Annotated in this window: 15 protein-coding genes; 3 read left to right on the forward strand and 12 right to left on the reverse strand. The window is 37.0% G+C overall.

What is annotated here, in order from left to right; all coding sequences use genetic code 11:
* Nucleotides 1-2,241 precede the first annotated feature (2,241 nt).
* The 6 genes from ACEYOS_RS05535 to glyA all read right to left on the reverse strand — a co-directional run bounded on the left by ACEYOS_RS05535 (nt 2,242) and on the right by glyA (nt 11,194).
* Nucleotides 2,242-3,210 carry an SDR family oxidoreductase gene (locus ACEYOS_RS05535; RefSeq protein WP_373708318.1) on the reverse strand — a complete coding sequence of 323 codons (969 nt, stop codon included), beginning with the start codon at nt 3,208-3,210 and terminating at the stop codon, nt 2,242-2,244.
* Nucleotides 3,211-3,356: 146 nt separating this feature from the next.
* A complete protein-coding gene (locus ACEYOS_RS05540; RefSeq protein ID WP_373708264.1) occupies nt 3,357-5,678 on the reverse strand; it encodes a GumC family protein in 2,322 nt (773 codons plus the stop codon).
* A 4-nt stretch (nt 5,679-5,682) separates the two neighbouring features.
* Nucleotides 5,683-6,483, reverse strand: a complete 801-nt coding sequence (locus tag ACEYOS_RS05545) for a polysaccharide biosynthesis/export family protein (RefSeq protein ID WP_373708265.1) — start codon at nt 6,481-6,483, stop codon at nt 5,683-5,685.
* Between the two features lie 71 nt (nt 6,484-6,554).
* Nucleotides 6,555-7,193: an outer membrane beta-barrel protein gene (locus ACEYOS_RS05550; RefSeq protein ID WP_373708266.1), complete on the reverse strand. Its 639-nt coding sequence runs from the start codon at nt 7,191-7,193 to the stop codon at nt 6,555-6,557.
* A gap of 253 nt (nt 7,194-7,446) precedes the next feature.
* A complete protein-coding gene (locus ACEYOS_RS05555; RefSeq protein WP_373739282.1) occupies nt 7,447-7,923 on the reverse strand; it encodes a regulatory protein RecX in 477 nt (158 codons plus the stop codon).
* A 2,005-nt stretch (nt 7,924-9,928) separates the two neighbouring features.
* Nucleotides 9,929-11,194 carry a serine hydroxymethyltransferase gene (gene glyA / locus ACEYOS_RS05560; protein ID WP_373708268.1) on the reverse strand — a complete coding sequence of 422 codons (1,266 nt, stop codon included), beginning with the start codon at nt 11,192-11,194 and terminating at the stop codon, nt 9,929-9,931.
* A 387-nt stretch (nt 11,195-11,581) separates the two neighbouring features.
* On the opposite strand from glyA, the gene ACEYOS_RS05565 reads away from it, so the two are divergent.
* Nucleotides 11,582-12,076 carry a Smr/MutS family protein gene (locus ACEYOS_RS05565; RefSeq protein WP_373708269.1) on the forward strand — a complete coding sequence of 165 codons (495 nt, stop codon included), beginning with the start codon at nt 11,582-11,584 and terminating at the stop codon, nt 12,074-12,076.
* 263 nt (nt 12,077-12,339) lie between these two features.
* Here ACEYOS_RS05565 and ACEYOS_RS05570 read toward each other — a convergent pair whose 3' ends face one another.
* Nucleotides 12,340-12,642, reverse strand: a complete 303-nt coding sequence (locus ACEYOS_RS05570; RefSeq protein ID WP_373708270.1) for a DUF6370 family protein — start codon at nt 12,640-12,642, stop codon at nt 12,340-12,342.
* Nucleotides 12,643-12,823: 181 nt separating this feature from the next.
* Here ACEYOS_RS05570 and ACEYOS_RS05575 point away from each other — a divergent pair, with 181 nt between their 5' ends.
* Together ACEYOS_RS05575 and ACEYOS_RS05580 are read left to right on the forward strand one after the other, a co-directional pair.
* Nucleotides 12,824-13,546 (forward strand): DUF3822 family protein, encoded by a 723-nt coding sequence (locus tag ACEYOS_RS05575; protein ID WP_373708271.1) that lies wholly within the window; start codon nt 12,824-12,826, stop codon nt 13,544-13,546.
* 300 nt (nt 13,547-13,846) lie between these two features.
* Nucleotides 13,847-14,461, forward strand: a complete 615-nt coding sequence (locus ACEYOS_RS05580) for an RsmD family RNA methyltransferase (protein ID WP_373708272.1) — start codon at nt 13,847-13,849, stop codon at nt 14,459-14,461.
* 320 nt (nt 14,462-14,781) lie between these two features.
* Here ACEYOS_RS05580 and murI read toward each other — a convergent pair whose 3' ends face one another.
* The 5 genes from murI to ACEYOS_RS05605 all read right to left on the reverse strand — a co-directional run bounded on the left by murI (nt 14,782) and on the right by ACEYOS_RS05605 (nt 20,431).
* A complete protein-coding gene (murI, locus tag ACEYOS_RS05585) occupies nt 14,782-15,612 on the reverse strand; it encodes a glutamate racemase (RefSeq protein ID WP_373708273.1) in 831 nt (276 codons plus the stop codon).
* Nucleotides 15,613-15,797: 185 nt separating this feature from the next.
* The gene (gene hemW, locus ACEYOS_RS05590; protein ID WP_373708274.1) at nt 15,798-16,922 is read right to left on the reverse strand and encodes a radical SAM family heme chaperone HemW; all 1,125 of its coding nucleotides are present in this window, start codon (nt 16,920-16,922) and stop codon (nt 15,798-15,800) included.
* Between the two features lie 166 nt (nt 16,923-17,088).
* Nucleotides 17,089-18,033, reverse strand: coding sequence for a PorP/SprF family type IX secretion system membrane protein (locus ACEYOS_RS05595; protein WP_373708275.1), 945 nt, complete (start codon nt 18,031-18,033; stop codon nt 17,089-17,091).
* Between the two features lie 187 nt (nt 18,034-18,220).
* Entirely contained in the window at nt 18,221-19,279 is a 1,059-nt protein-coding gene (locus ACEYOS_RS05600) for an RluA family pseudouridine synthase (protein ID WP_373708276.1), read from the reverse strand.
* A gap of 66 nt (nt 19,280-19,345) precedes the next feature.
* Nucleotides 19,346-20,431: a PASTA domain-containing protein gene (locus ACEYOS_RS05605; protein WP_373708277.1), complete on the reverse strand. Its 1,086-nt coding sequence runs from the start codon at nt 20,429-20,431 to the stop codon at nt 19,346-19,348.
* Between the last annotated feature and the right edge of the window lie 162 nt (nt 20,432-20,593).

Below are 20,593 nucleotides of genomic sequence, written 5' to 3' on the forward strand. Positions count from 1 at the left end.
GTATTTGTCTGTGGAAATCTGCGGAATCTGTGTGAGATTATTTTACTTTTCATTAACGAAAATAGCTCCGAAGCAAATTGAGAATACTCTTACGGATTGAGATTGTTATCTAGAGACCAGCTTTTATACTTGCGAAGAAAGGTTTCTCCCTTTAGGGTTGGGGAAATGAAGCTTTCTGGTGAGAAGAAATTTAAATTTTTTAATACAAATAGCTACTAAGCCGCTTGAATTGGAACGATTCACCTTTTAATGTTTGGTGGAATATGAATTTACTGCGCCTTTGCTGACTGAAACGCCTTTGCGACCGTAATTTTTGTGCAGCATCTTAAGGAAGGCCTCTGCGTCGTTGCGTTAAAAAAACTCTTTCACCTTTGAAAGAGTAAATATAATGGATTTACAATGCGTAGCTTCCAAAGGCTTTACTTCACGCAAAAATCTTCAAGTCGTTTTTAATGCAGGAAAAGTTTTAGCGTATTTATCTGTGGAATCTGCGTAAGATTATTTTACTTTTTGTTGATGCAAACAGGTCCGAAGCCAAGCAACAGTAATTTTATGCACTGAGGCTTTTATTTAGAAACAGGTCTTGTACTAGCGAAGAAAGCTTTCTCCCTTTAGGGTTGGGGAAATGAAGCTTTCTGGTGAGAAGAAATGTAAATTTGTTAATGCGAATAACTATGAAGAATTTTCGATTCATGATGATTGCGCGGAGCCGAAATCACTGCCAATGAAGAACTTTTTTTTAGTCTTACTTTTTGTCTTGAAACAAAAAGTAACAATCCCGATAGCTATCGGGACAAGACTTGGATCTTTTTGCTAAAAAAGTTTCCATTGCGCTAAAAGATTTAAACTCGCGCGTATTGGAGACATGTTTGAATAATGAGATTTGTGCCGCGCTCAAACAAAAAATCTTTCTTTACGCTTCATTACAACTTTTTCTTAACGCAAAAATCTCCGAAGTCATATTTAATGCAGGAATAATTTTAGAGTATTTATCTTTGGAAATCGGTGTGAGATTATTTTACTTTTTTTTCACGCAAATAGTTCTGAAGTCGATTGAAAATACTCTTACGGATTGAGAGTTATGTAGAGATGAGATTTTGTACTTGCGAAGAAAGGTTCCTCCCTTTAGGGTTGGGGAAATGAAGCTTTCTGGTGAGAAGAAATTTAAATTTTTTAATACAAGAAGCTATGAAGCATTTTCAATTCATGGTGATTGAGCGGAGCCGAAATCACTGCAAATGAAGACCTCTTTTTTTCGCCTTACTTTTTGTCTTGAAACAAAAAGTAACAAAAAGTTCAAGACTGGATCTTTTTGCTAAAAAAGTTTCCATTGCGCTAAAAGATTTAAACTCGCGCGGATTGAAGACGATTTTGAATAATGAGATTTGTGCCGCGCTCAAACAAAAAATCTTTCTTTACGCTTCTTTACAACTTTTTCTTAACGCTAAAATCTCCGAAGTCGGTTTTTAATGCAGAAATAATTTTAGAGTATTTGTCTGTGGAAATCTGCGGAATCTGTGTGAGATTATTTTACTTTTCATTAACGAAAATAGCTCCGAAGCCAAGCAACAGTAATTTTATGCACTGAGGCTTTTATTTAGAAACAGGTCTTGTACTAGCGAAGAAAGCTTCCTCACTGTAGGGTTGGGGAAATGAAGCTTTCTGGTGAGAAGAAATTTAAATTTTTTAATACAAGAAGCTATGAAGCATTTTCAATTCATGGTGATTGAGCTTATCCGAAATCACTGCCAATGAAGACCTCCTTTTTTAGCCTTACTTTTTGTCTTGAAACAAAAAGTAACAAAAAATTCAAGACTTGGATCTTTTTGCTAAAAAATTAAAATTTCTTCTAAGAAAATCTCCATAACTCGGGCGGAAATATAAAATGTGCATCGATTGAAAAATATTGCCGCCACTCAAACAGTGGAGATTTTTAGGTATTGCTTGTTGAGAAATTTGGATGCGAAGAAATTTCAATTTTTCTTAACGCAAATAGCTCCGAAGTCGATTGAAAATGCTTTTATGAGATTGCGAGGAAAAGATCAGATTTTGTAATAGCGAAGAAAGCTTCCACCCTTTAGGGTTGGGGAAATGAAGCTTTCTGGTGGGAAGAATTGCAATATGTTTTAGTGCAAATAGCTACTAAGCCTCTTGAATTGGAACTATTCATCTTTTTAGGTTTGGTGGCAGCACCATACATCCAGCATCAAAACAAATCATGTACCTTAACTCAACACTGATTTACTTCAAATTACCCCAATACCACTCTACTGATTCTTTTAAACCAGCTTTAATATCATGGGAAGGTCTGTAGTTCAATAATTGTTTTGCTTTATCTACCGAAGCTAAAGAATGTGGAATATCACCCACACGTTGCGGTCCGTGAATAATTTCTATCTTATCTATTTCCGGGTCATATAAAGACAAGTATTCTTTAAGATACTGTACTAAAAGATTCAAGGTCGTACGATCACCCACGGCAGTATTGTAAACAGTATTAAGCGCTGCTGCATTTTCAGATAACATTGCCTTTTCGTTCATTTGAATGACGTTATCGATGTAAGTGAAGTCGCGGGAGTAATCGCCGGCCCCATTGATGACGGGACTTTCGTGGTTCATCAGCTGGATCACGAATTTTGGGATCACGGCTGCATAAGCACCATTTGGCGTTTGTCTTCTACCGAAGACATTGAAATATCGCAAACCAATGCATTCAAGTCCGTAGGTTTTACTGAAAACATCTGCATACAGCTCATTCACATATTTGGTTATGGCATACGGAGAAAGTGGTTTACCAATAACGTCTTCTACTTTAGGCAGCGCTTCAGAATCTCCATAAGTGGAAGAGCTGGCCGCATACACCAACCTTTTTACTTTTGCATCCCGAGCTGCGACGAGCATATTGAGAAAGCCACCAACATTAACATCATTCGTCGTTATAGGATCATTAATAGACCGCGGTACGGAACCTAAAGCTGCCTGATGAAGAATATAGTCCTGTCCTTCACAGGCTTGCCGGCACGTTTCTAAATCGCGGATATCACCTTCAATAAGTGTGAAATTTGGATGTTCAAAAAGGTGTTCGATATTGTGTCTGAATCCAGTTGCGAAATTATCCAAGACGGTTATATGGTCGCCTTTTGCAATAAAGTAATCGCAGAGATTGGAACCGATAAAACCTGCTCCGCCAGTTATTAGTATTTTGTTCATTTTGATTGTCATATTTAAAGAGGTGTATTGGTGAATGAGTGAACAGGTGATGGAGTGAAGTGAAGTTGTGAACTCCGTCAGCATCCAACATTCCTCACCGAACATCAAACGTCCATCATCGAACATTCATCATGAATCATCCTCAGCTACACGAACTTCTTCCACCATTTTGGTTTTTCGTCATGGGTATAAGAATAATAGCCGTAACCATATTTTTTTCCGTAGCGGGTATTTTCAGGTTTGACGTTATTTAAAACGAACACCAGGTCTTTAATTCCGTTGTCTCTTTTAAAACCGTCAGCAAAATTGAGCATCTCTTTATCGGTAAAATCAGATTTCACGGCGTAGAGCACCACGTCAGCATTCTCGACCAAGTGGAGGGTATCACTTACCAGCATCACGGGTGCCGAATCTAAAACGACAAAATCATAGGTTTTCTTTAATTCTTCAATTAACAGATCGAACTTTTTCATGTCCAACAGATCATTGGGATTGGGTGCGATCTGTCCGCTAAATAAAACATCCAGCTTATCATTAATTTTTGATGGAATAATATAGGAATAAGGATCGGTTTCGTCAGACACCAAATAATCGGTCAGACCAATATTTTCGCCCTCAACAAAACGGTGAAGTTGCGGGTTTCTAATATCTGCACCCACCACAATTACTTTATTTTTTCCAGACAACGTAAGCGCTAAGTTCATGGAGATCGTGGTTTTACCTTCTCCTTTTACGGAAGAAGTGATCAAAACAACGCCCCCTTTTTTAATTTCTTTTGCACGCAAGACATACTTAAGATTGGAGGATAAAATACGAAATGATTCTGAAAAGACAGAAAAGTCATTGGGATTGACTATTCCATTTTCGTCTGTATTAAAAGGAATTTCTGCAATAACAGAAGCGTCCGGAAGCTGCGCCAAAATTTGCTGTTTGGTATGAACTTTTGTATCCAGAGAATTCATAGCAAAAATAATAAGCAGCGGCAGTAAAAAACCTGCAGCCAGTGAACCATAGGTAATTTGTTGTCGATCTGGCTTTACGATACCGGTCGTGAAAGCTGGATTGATCACTTTGGCTTTCGGCGCTGTAACCGATAAGGTAATGGCGTTTTCTTCCCGCTTTTGAAGCAGATAAAGATACAACTGTTCTTTCAAAGTTTGCTGACGATCAATACTTCGGAAGATTTTTTCCTGAGTTGGATATTTACTGATACTTCCCTTGGCCTGATTAAGCAAGGCTTTGGACTGTCCCATTTGTAATTGAAGATTTTCCCGGGACTCAATTAAATTCTGACGGATCAAATTCTTAAGTGAGGCAATCTGTTTATTCATTTCAATTACTGCGGGATTTTCGCCGGTTGCCTGTTTCAAAACCCTATTTCGGGTCAACATCAAGTTATTATATTCAGAAATTGCAGTTTCTGCACCAGAAGGTAAACCCATACCAGAAGGCAGAAGTTGATTACCAGCGCTCGCGGACAAAACAGAATTCACAAGATCCAACTGCATTGATTGCGTCAAAATTTCTTTTGTGCTCGACTCCGCGGTACCTACTGCAAGATTTGCCTGGGTTTCCAGATTGGTAATTTGATTGGTCCGCTTAAATCTTTCTTTTTCGCCTTCTATCCCTGAAAGATCGTCGGTGATAATTGTCAACCGTTCATTAATGAAATCCTGGGTATTTTGGGCTTCCAGGTTTTTATCATTTACTCCATCGATGATGTATTGTTTTGAAAGTTCATTTAAAATATCTTCAGATTTTCTTGGGACAGGACCAACTAAAGACAAATCCATTAACAACCCTTTATTAGGCGGCAGAGTCACCGTTATTCCGCTTTCTAAGCCAGCGACAACATTACCAATACTTCGAAAAACCACTTTTATAGGCGTTGACAAACGAGTGCCCGGTTTTAAATTAATTTGTACCGTTCCGAAAGGGAATTTCGACGGAGTTCCAAAACGGTAAACAGTGGAAGATCCTTCCAGTTTAAAAGAATTACTGTTGACAGGATTAAGCTTGTATGTTGCACTAGAGAATGAATCTGGATTTGTTATTTTAATAATCTTTCCAGTCAGAGAGGTATTATTGTACAGCTCTATCTCTTTAATCGCACCTAAACTGAAGAAACTTATATCTAAATTAAGGTTTTGCGCAACTGTTGCCAAAATAGGTTTTGAAACGATAATTTGTGTTTCGCCCTGTAACTCATCATTGCCACTCACGCCTACCCCTAAATTCTTTAAGTCAGTTAACGCCGTTGCATTTTTACCTTTCGCTTCCTGAAGTTTGAGAGAGGTTTTTGTAAAATACTGGGGTTCGGTATACCGCAGGTAAATTTTGGCTGCTGTATAGAATAGGGCAATACTTAGCAAGAACCAAGGCCATTTGCTGAGGTATTTACCAATTTCTTTTTTGAGATTAAGCGGCTGAACCTTTCTTTCTGGTGCAGAATTTTCTAAAAGTTCCATTGGATTATTTTCGGGTTAAACTAAAAATTAAAGTCAGCAATCCTAACCCTACTCCTCCATATTTGATCCATTGATCTACTTTCGAATTGGTATTCACGCCTACCTGCTTATTGCGGTCTGGTTCTATATAAAGAATATCATTTTGCTGCAAATAGTAGTACGGCGAATTAACAATTGACGCTTCTGAAAGATCTAAAGAAACCACTTCATCTTTACCCGCTTCGTCTGAATAACGGATCAATTTAACGTTGGTTTTATTTCCATCGTAGGTTGTATCGCCCGCTAAGGCTAAAGCTTGAAAAAGATTGAGTCTCTCGTTGGTGCTGGTTTTTTGTCCGGGACTTTTAACCTCTCCCAGAACACTGAAATTAAAGTTAGTTAAAGTAACAATCACTAGAGGATCGGTGAGATAGCGTTTTAGGCGGCTCTCTAAATCTTCCTGCAATTGTTTCTTGGTCATGCCTTTGCAATAAACACTGCCTAAAACAGGAAAAATAATGGTACCATTGGAATTCACAATATATTCACTTGGAGCTATCCCCGTATTGCCACTAGAACTTTGAGACCCTGCATCTCCAGTTTTTGACATGGTATTGATATTAAAAGGACGCACCGCAATATCATCAAAAGCGGAGACTAAAATCTGTAACTGATCTCCCTCCTGGATGTGTAAACCTACATATTGAGCTTGTGAAACTTCCTGTTCAAAGTTATTATTGGACATGTAAACAATGTTCTGCTTAGGCTTACAGGCCTGAAATGCGCAAAGCACGAGGGTAATGAATACTGGAAAGTATTTCTTCATTTCTTATTTTTAAGACGACAAAGATAAAACTATTTTGAGATAGACAGTATTACCTACTGATAATGTATTTACTACCAATTGTCACTAAGGTAGTAATTAAGGCCTACTGCAATTAGTCTATTGTACGTATTATTACGGTCATTTTTTGGGTAAACTTTGCTGAATCCACGATCATATCTTAAAAATGCCTGTATCTTCGGCGACACTTTCAAACCGGCTCCAAAAGAAACTCCGTATCCAAATTTGTTGATTTCATCATCCAGATTGACTTTATAATGAACGATATCATAAGCTGGATCCACTTTTCTGTCTTCCCGAACCAAGTACTCAATTCTCGGACCGGCAAATAAAAACACATCTCTTTTCATATTTCCCTTGTGAAAGAACCACTTTAGGTAAACCTGCATTGCAATATAATCATGATGGAACTTTTGTAATCCATAAACATCTTTCTTAACCTCGGCATTTTCTCCCTGCATGCTGTACTCAATTTGGGGAGTGATGTACAACCAGGCGGAATCAAAAATATCATTTTCGACCAAGGGCACTTCTGCAAACACCCCGATGCTACCACCGTACTTACCAATGGAACGATCATGCACACCGACAATGGAGCCTCTGTGCACATTGCCTGTAACTCCGTATTTGAAATCTTGCCCGCTTACCATAATCAAAAGGAAAACTGCGATAAGGGTATTAATTCTCTTCATATTATTATTATCGATTGTGATGAAATTTAGTATTTATTATCGTTGTGCAAATTAATTAAAATTATTCTAATTATTCTAATTTTTTTTAAAGCAATAAATATAGTTGTACATTCCACTGATGCGCAATTAATTTAGTCAATTATTTTAAAGTCGATATCTCTCCGATTTTAAGTAAATCCGCTCGCATTCAATTTTAAAGAAAAACCATATTTTTAACGACAATTTGCAATAAGCTTTGTGCTGTTGTGTTTTACTATAAATCGTTTTCGGCATCTTTAATCACCTGCGTGATCTCCTCATATTCAAATCCTTTTGACAGTAAATACTTGATGGTCTTGGAGTTTTTCTGATAAACTTGCACTCCCTTTATTTTGTCATAATAATTGTGAAACAGCTTACCTAAGGTCTTTTGATAATCATCCTCATCGATCTCGTCAAAACAACTGTTGATCAACTTTTCAGGTACTCCTTTAAACTTCAGATGATTTCTTATCTTATTTCGGCCCCAGGATTTCATATAAAATTTGCCCCGAATATAACTTCGGGTGAAGCGCTCTTCATTCAGATAATTCTCCTTCATTAAATAGAGAAGGATCTCCTCTTTAGCTTCGGGAATCAATAAATAATCCCACATCTTTTGCTCTACTTCTTTATGACACCGATCCTGATAAACACAATAGTTGACCAGTTTTTGTTTGATTTCGAGGAAGGTGTAAGATTTATGCTCCATATTATTTGAGAGATGATGGGTGATGGATGATGGATGATGGATGACAAAATTAATACAATTTAGCTGAACGCGTCGACTGAGAAGGTTATGATCTATTACTATTCTTTTTTACCACAAAAGTTACTATTCTATAATGCAAATTTCCCTCGGTCTGGCTGCTAAAATAATTATCGTTTTTTCCTTCGCCTTACTTTTTGTCTTGAAACAAAAAGTAACAAAAAGTTCAAGACTGGATCTTTTTGCTAAAAAATTTGAATTTCTTCTAAGAAAATTTCTATTATTTATCTCGTCCTTAAGACGAGACTCGGGCGGAAACGAAGGTTTCGCTTCAATTATTAAATTATGCCCGCGCTTCAAACACTGGAAATTTTTAAGTGTAGTTTGTTGAAAGAGTTGTGTAGGAAGAAATACAAATTTGCCTCATGCTTTTATATTTTTTATTTGAATCGGCTAACCTTTTCAAGGTTTTTCTTAACACAAAAATCTCCGAAGTCAACTCTGATTTCGTCCTGAAATTGAAACTTTGTAAAAAATCAAATTCACTCCCTTTAGGGTTGGGGTCAACGAATTTGATTTTTTGTTTTCTGATCAAGGTATGTTTAAAAACCGAATATGCTTTCCCGCTGCCGAAAGATTTCATCGTAACTCTATAAAATACCATTTTTCTCTCGTTCTATTTCTACAATTAATTTGCGTTTTTCTTAGCCTTACTTTTTGCTTCCTATTTTATAATTTTTTAATGGAATCAGCGAACCATTTTCAATGGTTTGTCTTGAAACAAAAAGTTCAAGACTGGATCTTTTTGCTAAAAAATTTGAATTTCTTCTAAGAAAATTTCTATTATTTATCTCGTCCTTAAGACGAGACTCGGGCGGAAATATTTAGTTTGCTTCGATTGAAAAATTTAGCCGCCACTCAAACAATAGAGATTTTTAACTATTGTTTACTGAAATAGTTGGATAGGAAAAAATTCCAATTTGCTTCATGCTTTTATATTTTTTATTTGAATCGGCTAACCTTTTCAAGGTTTTTCTTGGCACAAAAATCTCCGAAGTCAACTCTTATTTCATTTCTAAATCAAATCTTTTAAAAAATCAAATTCAGTCCCTTTAGGGTTAGCCTTACTTTTTGTCTTGAAACAAAAAGTAACAAAAAATTCAAGACCTGGATCTTTTTGTTAAAAAATTTGAATTTCTTCTAAGAAAATTTCCAAACTTGCGCGGAGACCAAGGTTCGCATCGATTATTAAATATTGCCCGCGCTTCAAACACTGGAAATTGTTAAGTATAGTTTGTTGAAAGAGTTGGATAGGAAGAAATATCAATTTTTCTTAACACAAAAATCTCCTAAGTCAAGTCTGATTTCGTATTTAAATCGAAATTTTGTAAAAAATCAAATTCACTCCCTTTAGGGTTAGCCTTACTTTTTGTCTTGAAACAAAAAGTAACAAAAAATTCAAGACTTGGATCTTTTTGTTAAAAAATTTGAATTTCTTCTAAGAAAATTTCCAAACTTGCGCGGAGACGAAGGTTTCGCATTGAGTATTAAATATTGCCCGCGCTTCAAACACTGGAAATTTTTAAGTATAGTTTGTTGAACGAGTTGGATAGGAAGAAATACAAATTTGCCTCATGCTTTTATATTTTTTATTTGAATCGGCTAACCTTTTCAAGGTTTTTCTTAACACAAAAATCTCCGAAGTCAACTCTAATTTTGTTTTTAAATCGAATCTTTGTTAAAAAAATCAAATTCACTCCCTTTAGGGTCGGGGTCAATGAATTTATTTTTTGTTTTCGTGTTTAACCGAATAATCTACATAAATCAGTCTTTGGTCTTAACCAATCCAAACCAGCATCTAAGTCAAACATTGCGAAACTAAGTCCTAAAAAACAAATTCACTGCCTCTCGCAAAGCAATGAATTTGAATCTCGGTTGATAATTAAACTCTGTTATCTATCAGTTTATCATCTATTCGTCTACCGTCTTTTATCTCTTCGTCTCTTCATTAATAATTAAACAACGCCTTCCCTTCCATCATCTGATTCACTTTTTTACGAACCTCACCAATTTTGTGGTCATCATTGATATTCATCACGACATCGTTAATTAATCCAGCCAAAACTTCCATATCCGCTTCTTTTAAACCTCTGGTCGTAATAGCAGCAGTTCCCAAACGAATACCCGAAGTGGTAAACGCAGATTTATCGTCAAATGGAACCATATTTTTATTACAGGTAATATCTGCTTTCACTAATGCCTTTTCGGTTTCTTTACCGTTGACATTTTTATTTCGAAGATCTACCAACATCAGGTGATTATCGGTTCCGCCACTCACAATATCAAAACCTTCTGCCATCATCGCTTTCGCTAAAGCACGAGCGTTAGCAACCACTTGTTTCATGTACACTAAGAATTTATCATCAATCGCTTCGGCAAACGCAACTGCTTTTCCGGCGATCACATGCTCCAACGGTCCACCCTGAATTCCTGGGAAAACAGACCCATTCAGCACCTGACTCATCATTTTGATCTCGCCTTTCGGAGTTTTGTGACCGTAGGTGTTTTCGAAGTCTTTGCCCATCATGATCAGTCCACCTCTTGGTCCACGTAATGTTTTATGAGTGGTCGTAGAGACAACATGACAGTGCTCAAATGGAGAGCTCAACAATCCTTTGGCGATCAATCCGGCCGGATGTGCAATATCCGCCCAAAGCGTCGCTCCAACTTCATCCGCTACTTCCCGGAATTTTTTAAAATCAATATCTCTTGAATACGCAGAATAACCTGCGATCAACATTTTAGGTTTTACTTCCAAAGCTTTCTGACGCATGGCGTCGTAATCGATGAGACCACTTTCGCGATCTACGCCGTAAAAATTCGCATCGTACTGGATTCCAGAAAAGTTGACGAAAGATCCGTGGGTTAAATGTCCGCCCATTGAAAGATCAAGACCTAAAATTTTATCACCCGGCTTTAGAACTGACAGATAAATCGCAGCATTGGCCTGCGAGCCAGAATGTGGCTGTACGTTGGCATACTCCACCCCGAACAATTCTTTGGCGCGGTCGATGGCTAAAGTTTCGATTTCATCTACCACTTCGCACCCACCATAATATCTTTTGCCAGGATAACCTTCCGCATATTTATTGGTCAAAACACTTCCCACCGCTTTCATCACATTCTCTGAAACAAAATTTTCAGAAGCGATGAGTTCGATACCGTGTGTTTGTCTTTGTCTTTCCTGTTCAATAAGGTCAAAAATTGGATCCATACTCTATAAATAATATTTTAAAATTCTCGTTAATCAAGAAGTCAAATTTATGGAAATTTTTAAGAAGAAATTTCGAAGCTTTACAAATTAAATTTAGTTTAGAATTTCGAATCGTTTTAACGCAAAGACCACAAAAGTTTAAAAATAGATTACTCTTTACAATTGCGCCCGCAAAGGCGTTTCAATCAGCAAAGGCTTTTTAATTAAGTAAAATTTGGATAAAAACAATAATAATCTGCGCAATCAGCTAAATCTGCGGGAGTTAAAAAAAGGCAATATCTTTTCATCAATTATCTTCAATTCACTGGATTCATTAGATCTAAATTTTTACGGCTTTTGTAGCATATAACCTCCCAATTTTCTTATTTTCGCAAATTAAGACCAACCATGAAATTAGGCGATTCGGTTTCGGTGATCGACGATCAACTGAAGGGGACGATCATCTCCATCAAAGGAAAAAAAGTGACCATCGAAGATGAGCATGGCTTTCCGTATGAATATGATGTTGCAGAATTGGTGGTACCGAAGGCAGAAATTTATAACCAGATCGAAACCATCCGAAAAGAAGAATCTTCAAAACCGGTTTCTAAGAAACACGACAAAAAACCACTCGTATTGGATTTACATTTTGAACATTTAGTCAAGAGCCCGAATGATTATGATTCTTTTGAACGACTCTTTCGGCAGAAAGAAAAACTTCTGACCACTATCGAGTTCTGTCGGAAGAATAATTTGAAAAAGTTAGAGATCATCCACGGAATTGGAGACGGGGTTTTACAACAGATGGTTCACGATGTCCTCGAAAGCCAAACCAATCTGGAGTTTCAAAACAAAGAAATACTGCACCATCAGTCAGGTACAGTAGTGGTTTATTTTCGGTAAGATGCGGGGTGTTGGATGTTGGATGCTGGATGATGGATGATGGATGATAGGTGGTGGATGTTGGATGTTGGATGATGGACGCAGAATTCAAAAATTCACTATTATTTAATATATTAATTATCTAATTGCCACTCACTATTCAAACTTCATGACCATTGCATTTCCCTTGGTTCTTTTTACTTTTTCCTTGGCTCTAATATTCACCTTTCACAATTATTGAACAATCAACATCCCACACCAAACATCCAGCACCCTACATCAAACTAATCCACATACTTAAAACTGGTCGCATAAAACTTCCCTTTCTTAATTTCTCCACTAACCATGGCTTTCTTCATGATCTTGCAGTAACCGTCGGCGGCGTGAGCATCACCGTAAGTTTTCTTATCAAGCCCTTCAACGTTATAAATTTTACCATCGATTTTGATAGCCATCGCACAACCTTTATCCGTTTTAATTTTGAACTGACACATTCCACAGGCAGCTTCTACGGTTTGGTTTTGGATTTTCTGGGCGAAAATACTTACAGAAAATAATAGCATGAATACAAACAGGACTCTTTTCATAATGATTTGATTTTAATATTTATAAAATGGATTCTCTTTTTTGGTATTTTAAAAACGATTTAAACACCATTGTAAAATTAGCAAATCTCTATCAGATTCAACAATGACTTTGCTCATAAACCCCATTCTGTAAGAAAATTTCAAAAGCCGATTAATTTTAATAAATTTGCGCTCGTAAAGCATGGAACAACTCAAATTACTTTTTACCAAAGACGGCGTACAATATCAGATTTCCAAAAACAGAACTGTTTTGGAGGAAAACTCTTTTTTCGTCACCGAAGAATCATCTGAAAATGCGCTCAGTGAGAAAATCACTTCTATTTTAGGACTGAAAAAATACAAAGAAGTGACCGTAATTTCTGCGTTGAATCATTTCACTTTAATGCCGGAAGGTTTCAAGGAACACGATTTAGGCTACGATTTGATTTCCTTTAATGCGCCGGTCAATGAAGATCAGGAAGAATTGATGCTGTCGGTCAATAAAAAATTTGGCGTTCAGTTTTATTATAATTTTCCGAAAGCTATTTATCAACAGATTAAAAGCTTGGAAATTCCAACCAATTTTAATTTCTCGGGCGAACAGTTTTTAAACAATATCTCAACTAAAAATCAGAAAGAAATTCACATCAATCTGTATCATCAGCAATGTGAGTTTTTCGCTTTAGATCAAAAGAAAGTCATTCTTTATAATAATTTAGATGTCACTTCAGAAGTCGACTTTCTCTATTTCATCATGTTTACTTTAAGCAAGATTGGTTTCGGAATCGCCGACACCCAGTTTTTTGTTTATGGTGAAACTACCGAAAATGAAACCTTTATTTCAGAATTAAAGAAGTTTGTGAAAAACCTTAAGATCGTTTACGATAATATTCCGAATAAGAACTTTATTTTGAATGGAAAATAATTGAGAAGAGCCAAGGAAGAAGTAAAAAGAGCCAAGTGAAGTGAATAGTTAATCGTCAATGGTGAATTTTTAAACCTTTCTTATTTAACCACAAAAGCTTTAATCATCTTATTAGATAAAGAAGCAAATATTGAAATTGCCTTTGCTGAGTGAAACGCCTTTGCGCTCGTAATTTTTAGAAAGTTATTTATTCAAAAACCTTTGCGTCTTTGCGTTAAAAACAAATTTAATTTTGACTACATTGAAGTAAATTTGATTTCTTGTGAATCTAGCACCAAACATTTAACATCCAACATACCCATGTACAGAATAATCAGTGGCCAATGGAAAGCCAAAAGAATTTCCGCTCCAAAAAATTTCGACGTAAGACCTACGACTGATTTTGCCAAAGAAGCTTTGTTCAGCATTATCGAAAACCGTTATCGCTTAGACTACGCCTCCATTTCGGTACTTGATCTGTTTGCGGGTATTGGATCGATCTCCCTGGAGTTCGCTTCCAGAGGTTGCAAAGATGTGACTTCCATTGAAATGAATGCTAGACATGCAGGCTTTATTAACACGACCTCTTTAGAACTCGAAATGAACTCGCAGGTGAACGCTGTTCGGAGCGATGTTTTCGAATATTTAAAGAAAAACAGAAACCGTAAAACCTACGAGATCATCGTAGCAGATCCACCTTTTGAAATGGAGGTTGCCAAATATGAAGAACTCATCTCTTTGGTTTTAAACAACAACTATTTAAAAGAAAATGGCATCTTTATTTTGGAACATCAAAGTCGCACTAAACTGCAACACCCTAATATTATCGATACCAGAAAATACGGAAATGTGAGTTTTTCCTTCTTAAAACCTAATGAACCAGCGGAGGAAGAAACCGCGGCGACAGAAGAGGAAGCGCCTGACAAGGCAGACTAAGAGATAATAGACGGATAGATGATAGACGGATAGAGGATGGATGATGGATGATGGATGAAGGATGATGGATGATGGAAAAATACGATTTCACTGTTTTACAAAACAAGGAAATGCTGATTGCCTGCTATTTATCTTAAAATTAGATTGCCACGAATGCACGAATTGTTTTGTTTTTCTGACAAAAATTTATTCCTGCATTCGTGGTACTTTCTAAAAAGCTAAAATTACAGAATGTTAATTTTATTCCAGCATCCTACTGCAATCTTTTAACTTTCTTCTACTCCTAAAAACTTTTGTGGCTTTTGTGGTAAAAAAAGCTACTACAATACTTTCAACTCCAGATCGATGTTGTTTCCAAAAAATTTCTTTGAGATCTTCTCAAAGTTTTTAGTGATATCCGAAAGATAAAAATGATAGGTTGCTTTTGGATGGTCTTCATTTAATAAATGGTGTTTTTCCAGAATCATTTTCAGTTGGTTCGCCACGATACTTGGGGAATCGATCACCCGAACACGGTTTCCGTAATACTGTTTGATCTCACTCAATAAAAGAGGATAATGGGTACAACCTAAGATCAGCGTTTCTATATTCTTTAATTTACTGTTGCTTAAATAATGATAAATGATCGAATTGGTGATGGGATGATTTCTAATCCCTTCTTCAATCGCCGGCACCAATAGCGGTGTCGCCAATTCATCGACCTTGATAAACTTATTGTGTTTGCGGATCGACTTTTTGTAAAGACCAGAATTCACGGTTGCTTTGGTAGCAATCACGCCGACATTATTATGAATTTCGTATGACACTTTTTCAGCTACTGGATTAATTACATCGATAACAGGAACTTTGTGATCAACCAATTCTAAAACTTCTTTCAAGGCGTTTGCCGTCGCAGAATTACAAGCAATGACGATCGCTTTACAGTTTTTCTCCAATAAAAACTCAGTGATTTTTATACAATAACCAATAATCGCTTCCCGGGATTTTTCACCGTACGGAAGGTGTTTGGTATCTCCGAAGTAAATGAGATCCTCGTTGGGCAACAATCTTTTGATCTCTTTGGCAACGGTCAATCCGCCCACTCCAGAATCAAAAATCCCGATCGGTTGGTTGGCAGAAAGATGGCTGAAATCCTGTTTTTTAGTTTTCAAAGGGTTGAAATTTATGCAAAAATACGAATTAAGAGCCAAGTAAAAAGTAAAATGAGCCAGTTAGAGTGCTTAATGTTGGGTGATGGATGCTTGATGATGGATGATGGATGATGGATGCTTGATGTTTGATGCCAGATTTTTGGTAGCATAAAAAAACCTAAAACCTTCTTCCCATTAGCTACGGCCTAAACCATAAACAGATCTGACGCGATTCCGTCGGCCAGGAACCAGTGTTTTTCCGGAATTTTTAAATGATTATTTTCAATGAGTAAAAGTCCGTCTTCCAATTTTGTTTTGATCTCTTTTTGAAAATGCTCCAAAAGTTCTGAACTGAATTTCTCTTTTAAAGAAGATAGATCAACGCCCCAAATAGTACGCAACCCGATCATCAACATTTCATTGAACTGATCTTTTTCAGTTAACAACTCTGTTTCTTTGGCTAAAGAATTTTGATTCAATGAATTAATGTACAATTGATTATTGGCAATATTCCAGCTTCTTTCATCCCGACCGTTATACGAATGTGCTGAGGGTCCGATTCCCAAATATTCCTGGTATTTCCAGTAAGCAGAATTGTGTTTGGAGTGAAAGCCTGGTTTTCCAAAATTGGAAATTTCGTAGTGATCAAAGCCGTTGTCTTTTAGAAAATCCGTCATATAGAAAAACTCTTCATGCTGTTCGGCTTCCTTCGGTGCGGCAATTTTACCTTGCGAGATCCAAGCATTTAACATCGTTTTCGGTTCGATGGTCAAAGCGTAAGAAGAAACATGTGGAACCTGCAACTCAATCGTTTTATCTAAATTCTGTTTCCAGATCTCAAAGTTGGAGCTTGGCGAACCGTAAATTAAATCAATGCTGATATTTTCAAACCCAAAATCCTGGGCTCTTTTAATCGAACTTTCCGCTTCACCCGAATTATGAGCGCGGTTCATCAATTTTAAATCTTCATCAAAAAAACTTTGCGTACCGATCGATAAACGGTTAAATGGAGTTTTAGACAGATCCTTTAAAAAGTTTTTATCTAAATCATCTGGATTGGCTTCCAGTGTAATTTCAATATCGGGATCAAAAGAAAAGTGTTTTAAAACCTCATCTACAATCGATTGAAGTTCATCTACTTTAAGAATGGAAGGCGTACCACCACCGAAATATAGAGATTTTAAATTCTTGAATTCCAGTTCATTTTTCCGCAATCCTATTTCCTTTTTAATGGCCGCAACCATATCTTCCTTATATTTCAAAGAAGTAGAAAAATGGAAATTACAGTAACTGCATTTTTGCTTGCAGAAAGGAATGTGGAGGTAAATCATTTTAAATAAGTGCCAAGGAAAAAGTAATAAGAGCCAAGGAGAAATGGTGAACAGTCAATTGAAAATTACTTGTGAATGGGTGAACAGTGAATGGTGAATGGTGAATAATCAATTTCTAAAAATTCTCAATTCAATTATTCAGTGCTCATTACCGATTACTCATAAATTAATACCGATATCCTCTTGTATTAATAAAGTTCTCAAACTTATAACCAACACTTAGCATAAAGCTGCTGCCAGCATATTGTTGAATATCTGAAAGTCCAAAATTATAAGTCGCCCCGAAAAAGAAATTATTTACGGAAGCTTTTATAATTGGAGAAACACCCAAACTTTGATTACCGAACTTATTACTTGCCGTTCTTAAACTTGCACCTGCAGAAAAGGAACTTTCATCACTTTCCAGCGTGGCCATTAAATTCAGGTCGATCATTTTAGAAGAATTGGTATTGAAATTAGCCATGACCGATGGCGTTACGTAGAACTCTTCCGTCACATACCAGTTATATCCCGTATTCACTAAGAATTTGGTTGGTTCTGGTTCAATTCCATTTACAATAGGAATATCGTTAGAAATTGCAATATCATTCACCGATACGCCAGCAAAAAAGTTACGGTAGCTCACCGCCATTCCGAGATTGGCATATACCAAGAATAAACTTTCAGCACTTAGGACAGGATCGCCAGGATCTTGAGGTAAAAGCAGTCCCAAGTCAATATTCATGTTATAGAAATTCACATTCGTTCCAAAAGAGAACTGACTTTTTCGTTCGCCATCATCATCAATTGGAATAAAATAAGAAGCACCAGCCGAAACGCCCGTGGACGAGATCGCGCCATTTTGATCTTTAAAGAAAGACAAACCTGCTCCTACTCTATCGAAAACGTTAGCATGCATACCAACCGACTGCACATTGGGTGACTGTGCGAAATTAGAAAACTGTTTCTGGTAATTTAAATTCAACACAACATCGTCGGTACTTCCATATAGCGCAGGATTAAATAGGAACTCACCGTTGAGCAAATACTGTTGGTAAAAAGGCAATGTTTCCTGGCTTTTATAGCTTCCTAGAAAGACCACCACGAAAAATAACGTATATATTTTTCTCATAATAAGAGTTGCGTGAATTTTTCACAAATATAAAAAGTTTTTATGGAACTAAGAGCCTGTTTAAAATTCATCAGAATTAATTTACCCAAATGGTAAAGGGTTAATTTTGATAAATTTTCAAATAAAATTTTCACCCTTTAGGGTCGCTGAAAAATAAAATTTCTTTTTAACCAAATTTAAAGCGTCTCTAAGATTCTAAATATTTCCTCCACTTATTCAAGGCGTCTTCCATATCTTTTGGCATCGGACTTTCAAAATACATTTCCTCTTTGGTAGTTGGATGAACAAAGCCCAGCGTGTGAGCATGCAACGCGTGACGCGGCAAAACTTCAAATACATTTTTAATGAATTGCTTGTACTTTGGCATATTCACTCCTTTTAAGATCTGGTTGCCTTCATATCTTTCATCATTAAATAAGGTATGACCAATATGTTTGAAATGCGCGCGGATCTGATGCGTTCTGCCCGTTTCTAACTTGCATTCCACCCAGGTAATATATCTGAATCTTTCGAGCACGGTATAATGCGACACGGCATGTTTCCCCAAACTTCCGTCTTCGAAAACCGCCATCTGCATTCTGTTTTTTAAATGCCGACCGATATTTCCGCGAATGGTTCCGGAATCTTCTTCGATATTTCCCCAGACGAAAGCCCAATACAATCTTTTGGTTTCGCGGTCAAAGAATTGTTTGGCCAGATAACTCAGTGCGTATTCATTTTTGGCGACCACTAAAAGTCCCGACGTATCTTTATCAATTCGATGCACCAGACCAACACGGTCTAAATCTGATTTCTGTCCGTTTTTTTCGAAATGAAAAGCCAGGGCATTAATTAAAGTTCCGTCGTAATTGCCATGACCGGGATGAACAACCATGCCAGCTGCTTTATCAACCACCACGATATCGTCATCTTCATAAACGATGTTGATGGGAATATCCTGTGGAATAATAATATTTTCTCTCGGCGGGTTGGTCAGTAAAACAGAAATTTGATCGCCTGGTTTGACGCGGTAATTTTGCTTTACCGGCGAACCGTTCACCACTACATTTCCCGCCCGACAGGTTTGGGAGATCTTATTTCGAGAAGAATTCTGTCGGAAATTAACCAGGAATTTATCGATTCTCATCGTTTCCTGACCTTTATCAACCGTCATCGACAGATGTTCAAAAAGCCCTTCTGATTCAGACTCGCTGGATTCGTGATGTTCTAATTCTTCTTCTGAGAAATGGTCGTTATCTTCTGTCATTCTATTTTTTAAAGATAAAGCTCCAACATTTCGGTTGAAGCTTTAGATTGTAGGAGTATTAAAAACCTATTCCACAATTACCTTTTTAACTTTTGGTTTTTCTTCGGTCTTTGTTGGTGTGGTTTTCGGCGTTACTGGCGTAGTGTTCACCTTTGGTTTCGGTTCGACCTGCTTTGATCTTTGATCAGTTGTTGATTTTGGTGCGTCCTGCTTTTTAACTTCCACATTCGATGTTTCAACTCTTGGCGCAGTTGGTCGTGGCACTTCCGTCATTTCTGTTTCAGAACGTCTTGGTGCGGGCGCTTGATAAACCGGAGCATCACTATCGTAATTATCAGGCATACTGTAGTCCATTTTTATTCTATAAATAGAATTCAATTGTGAGATTTTTCCGCCCATTTCAGCCGGCGTTTTTTTACTGGCCCAAATATCAATCTGCATTCCCTGATCCCGAACATCCATTGCTGCAGGATCCTGGTAATAGACAATATCTGATTCATCTCCGCCGCCATCTTCATGTTCGACCAAACCGATCTCAAATAAATTTTGGGCAATGATCAATTTAGCTTCCTGTACGGTTAAACCCACAAGATTAGGCACAGATATATTTCTTCTTGGTCCAGCACCGATCACCAGATCAATGGTGGTGAATCGCGGCAACAAAGCGCCTGGTTTTAAATTGGCACCGTTATACATCATTCTTAAAACTGCATCACGCTGAATGCTTGGTTCAAAAATAGTATCGCCAATCTTTAATCCAACCTGCTCCAACTGTCTAAATGCCAAACCTTTGTATCGGTCTAAAACATCAGGAACAGAAACCTGCGCATAAGTTCTTGGATTCACTTTCATGACGATGGTTCGCCCATCTTTCACACGGGAACCCGCGGACGGATAGATCTGTAAAACTTGAAAAGGCTTAAACTTAGGATCGTATTTAAAACTGTCGACTTCGTAACTCAAGCCTGAATCATCTAAAATTTTAATGGCGTCATGCACCGATTTATTCATCACATTGGGTACTGCGATTTCTTTTCCGTGATTCGTATGCATTTCCAGCCAACGAAAAGTTAACCAAACGGCACCTACGAAAACGGCAGCCGCTAAAAGTATATTTACCCAGACTTTCCAATGGAAGAGCGATTTAAGCATATTTCTAAATCTTTTATTAACTGCAAATATATAAAATAATCTTTTCTGCAAATATTGAAAGTTTTACAGTTTCTTTTTTAAGTTAAAAGTTTTTAAATAATTATCTTTGTGAGATAAAGCAAATACATGATTTTATCAATGACCGGCTTCGGAAGAGGCGAA

It is taken from the genome of Kaistella sp. (assembly GCF_041824135.1).
Classification (GTDB): Bacteria; Bacteroidota; Bacteroidia; order Flavobacteriales; family Weeksellaceae; genus Kaistella.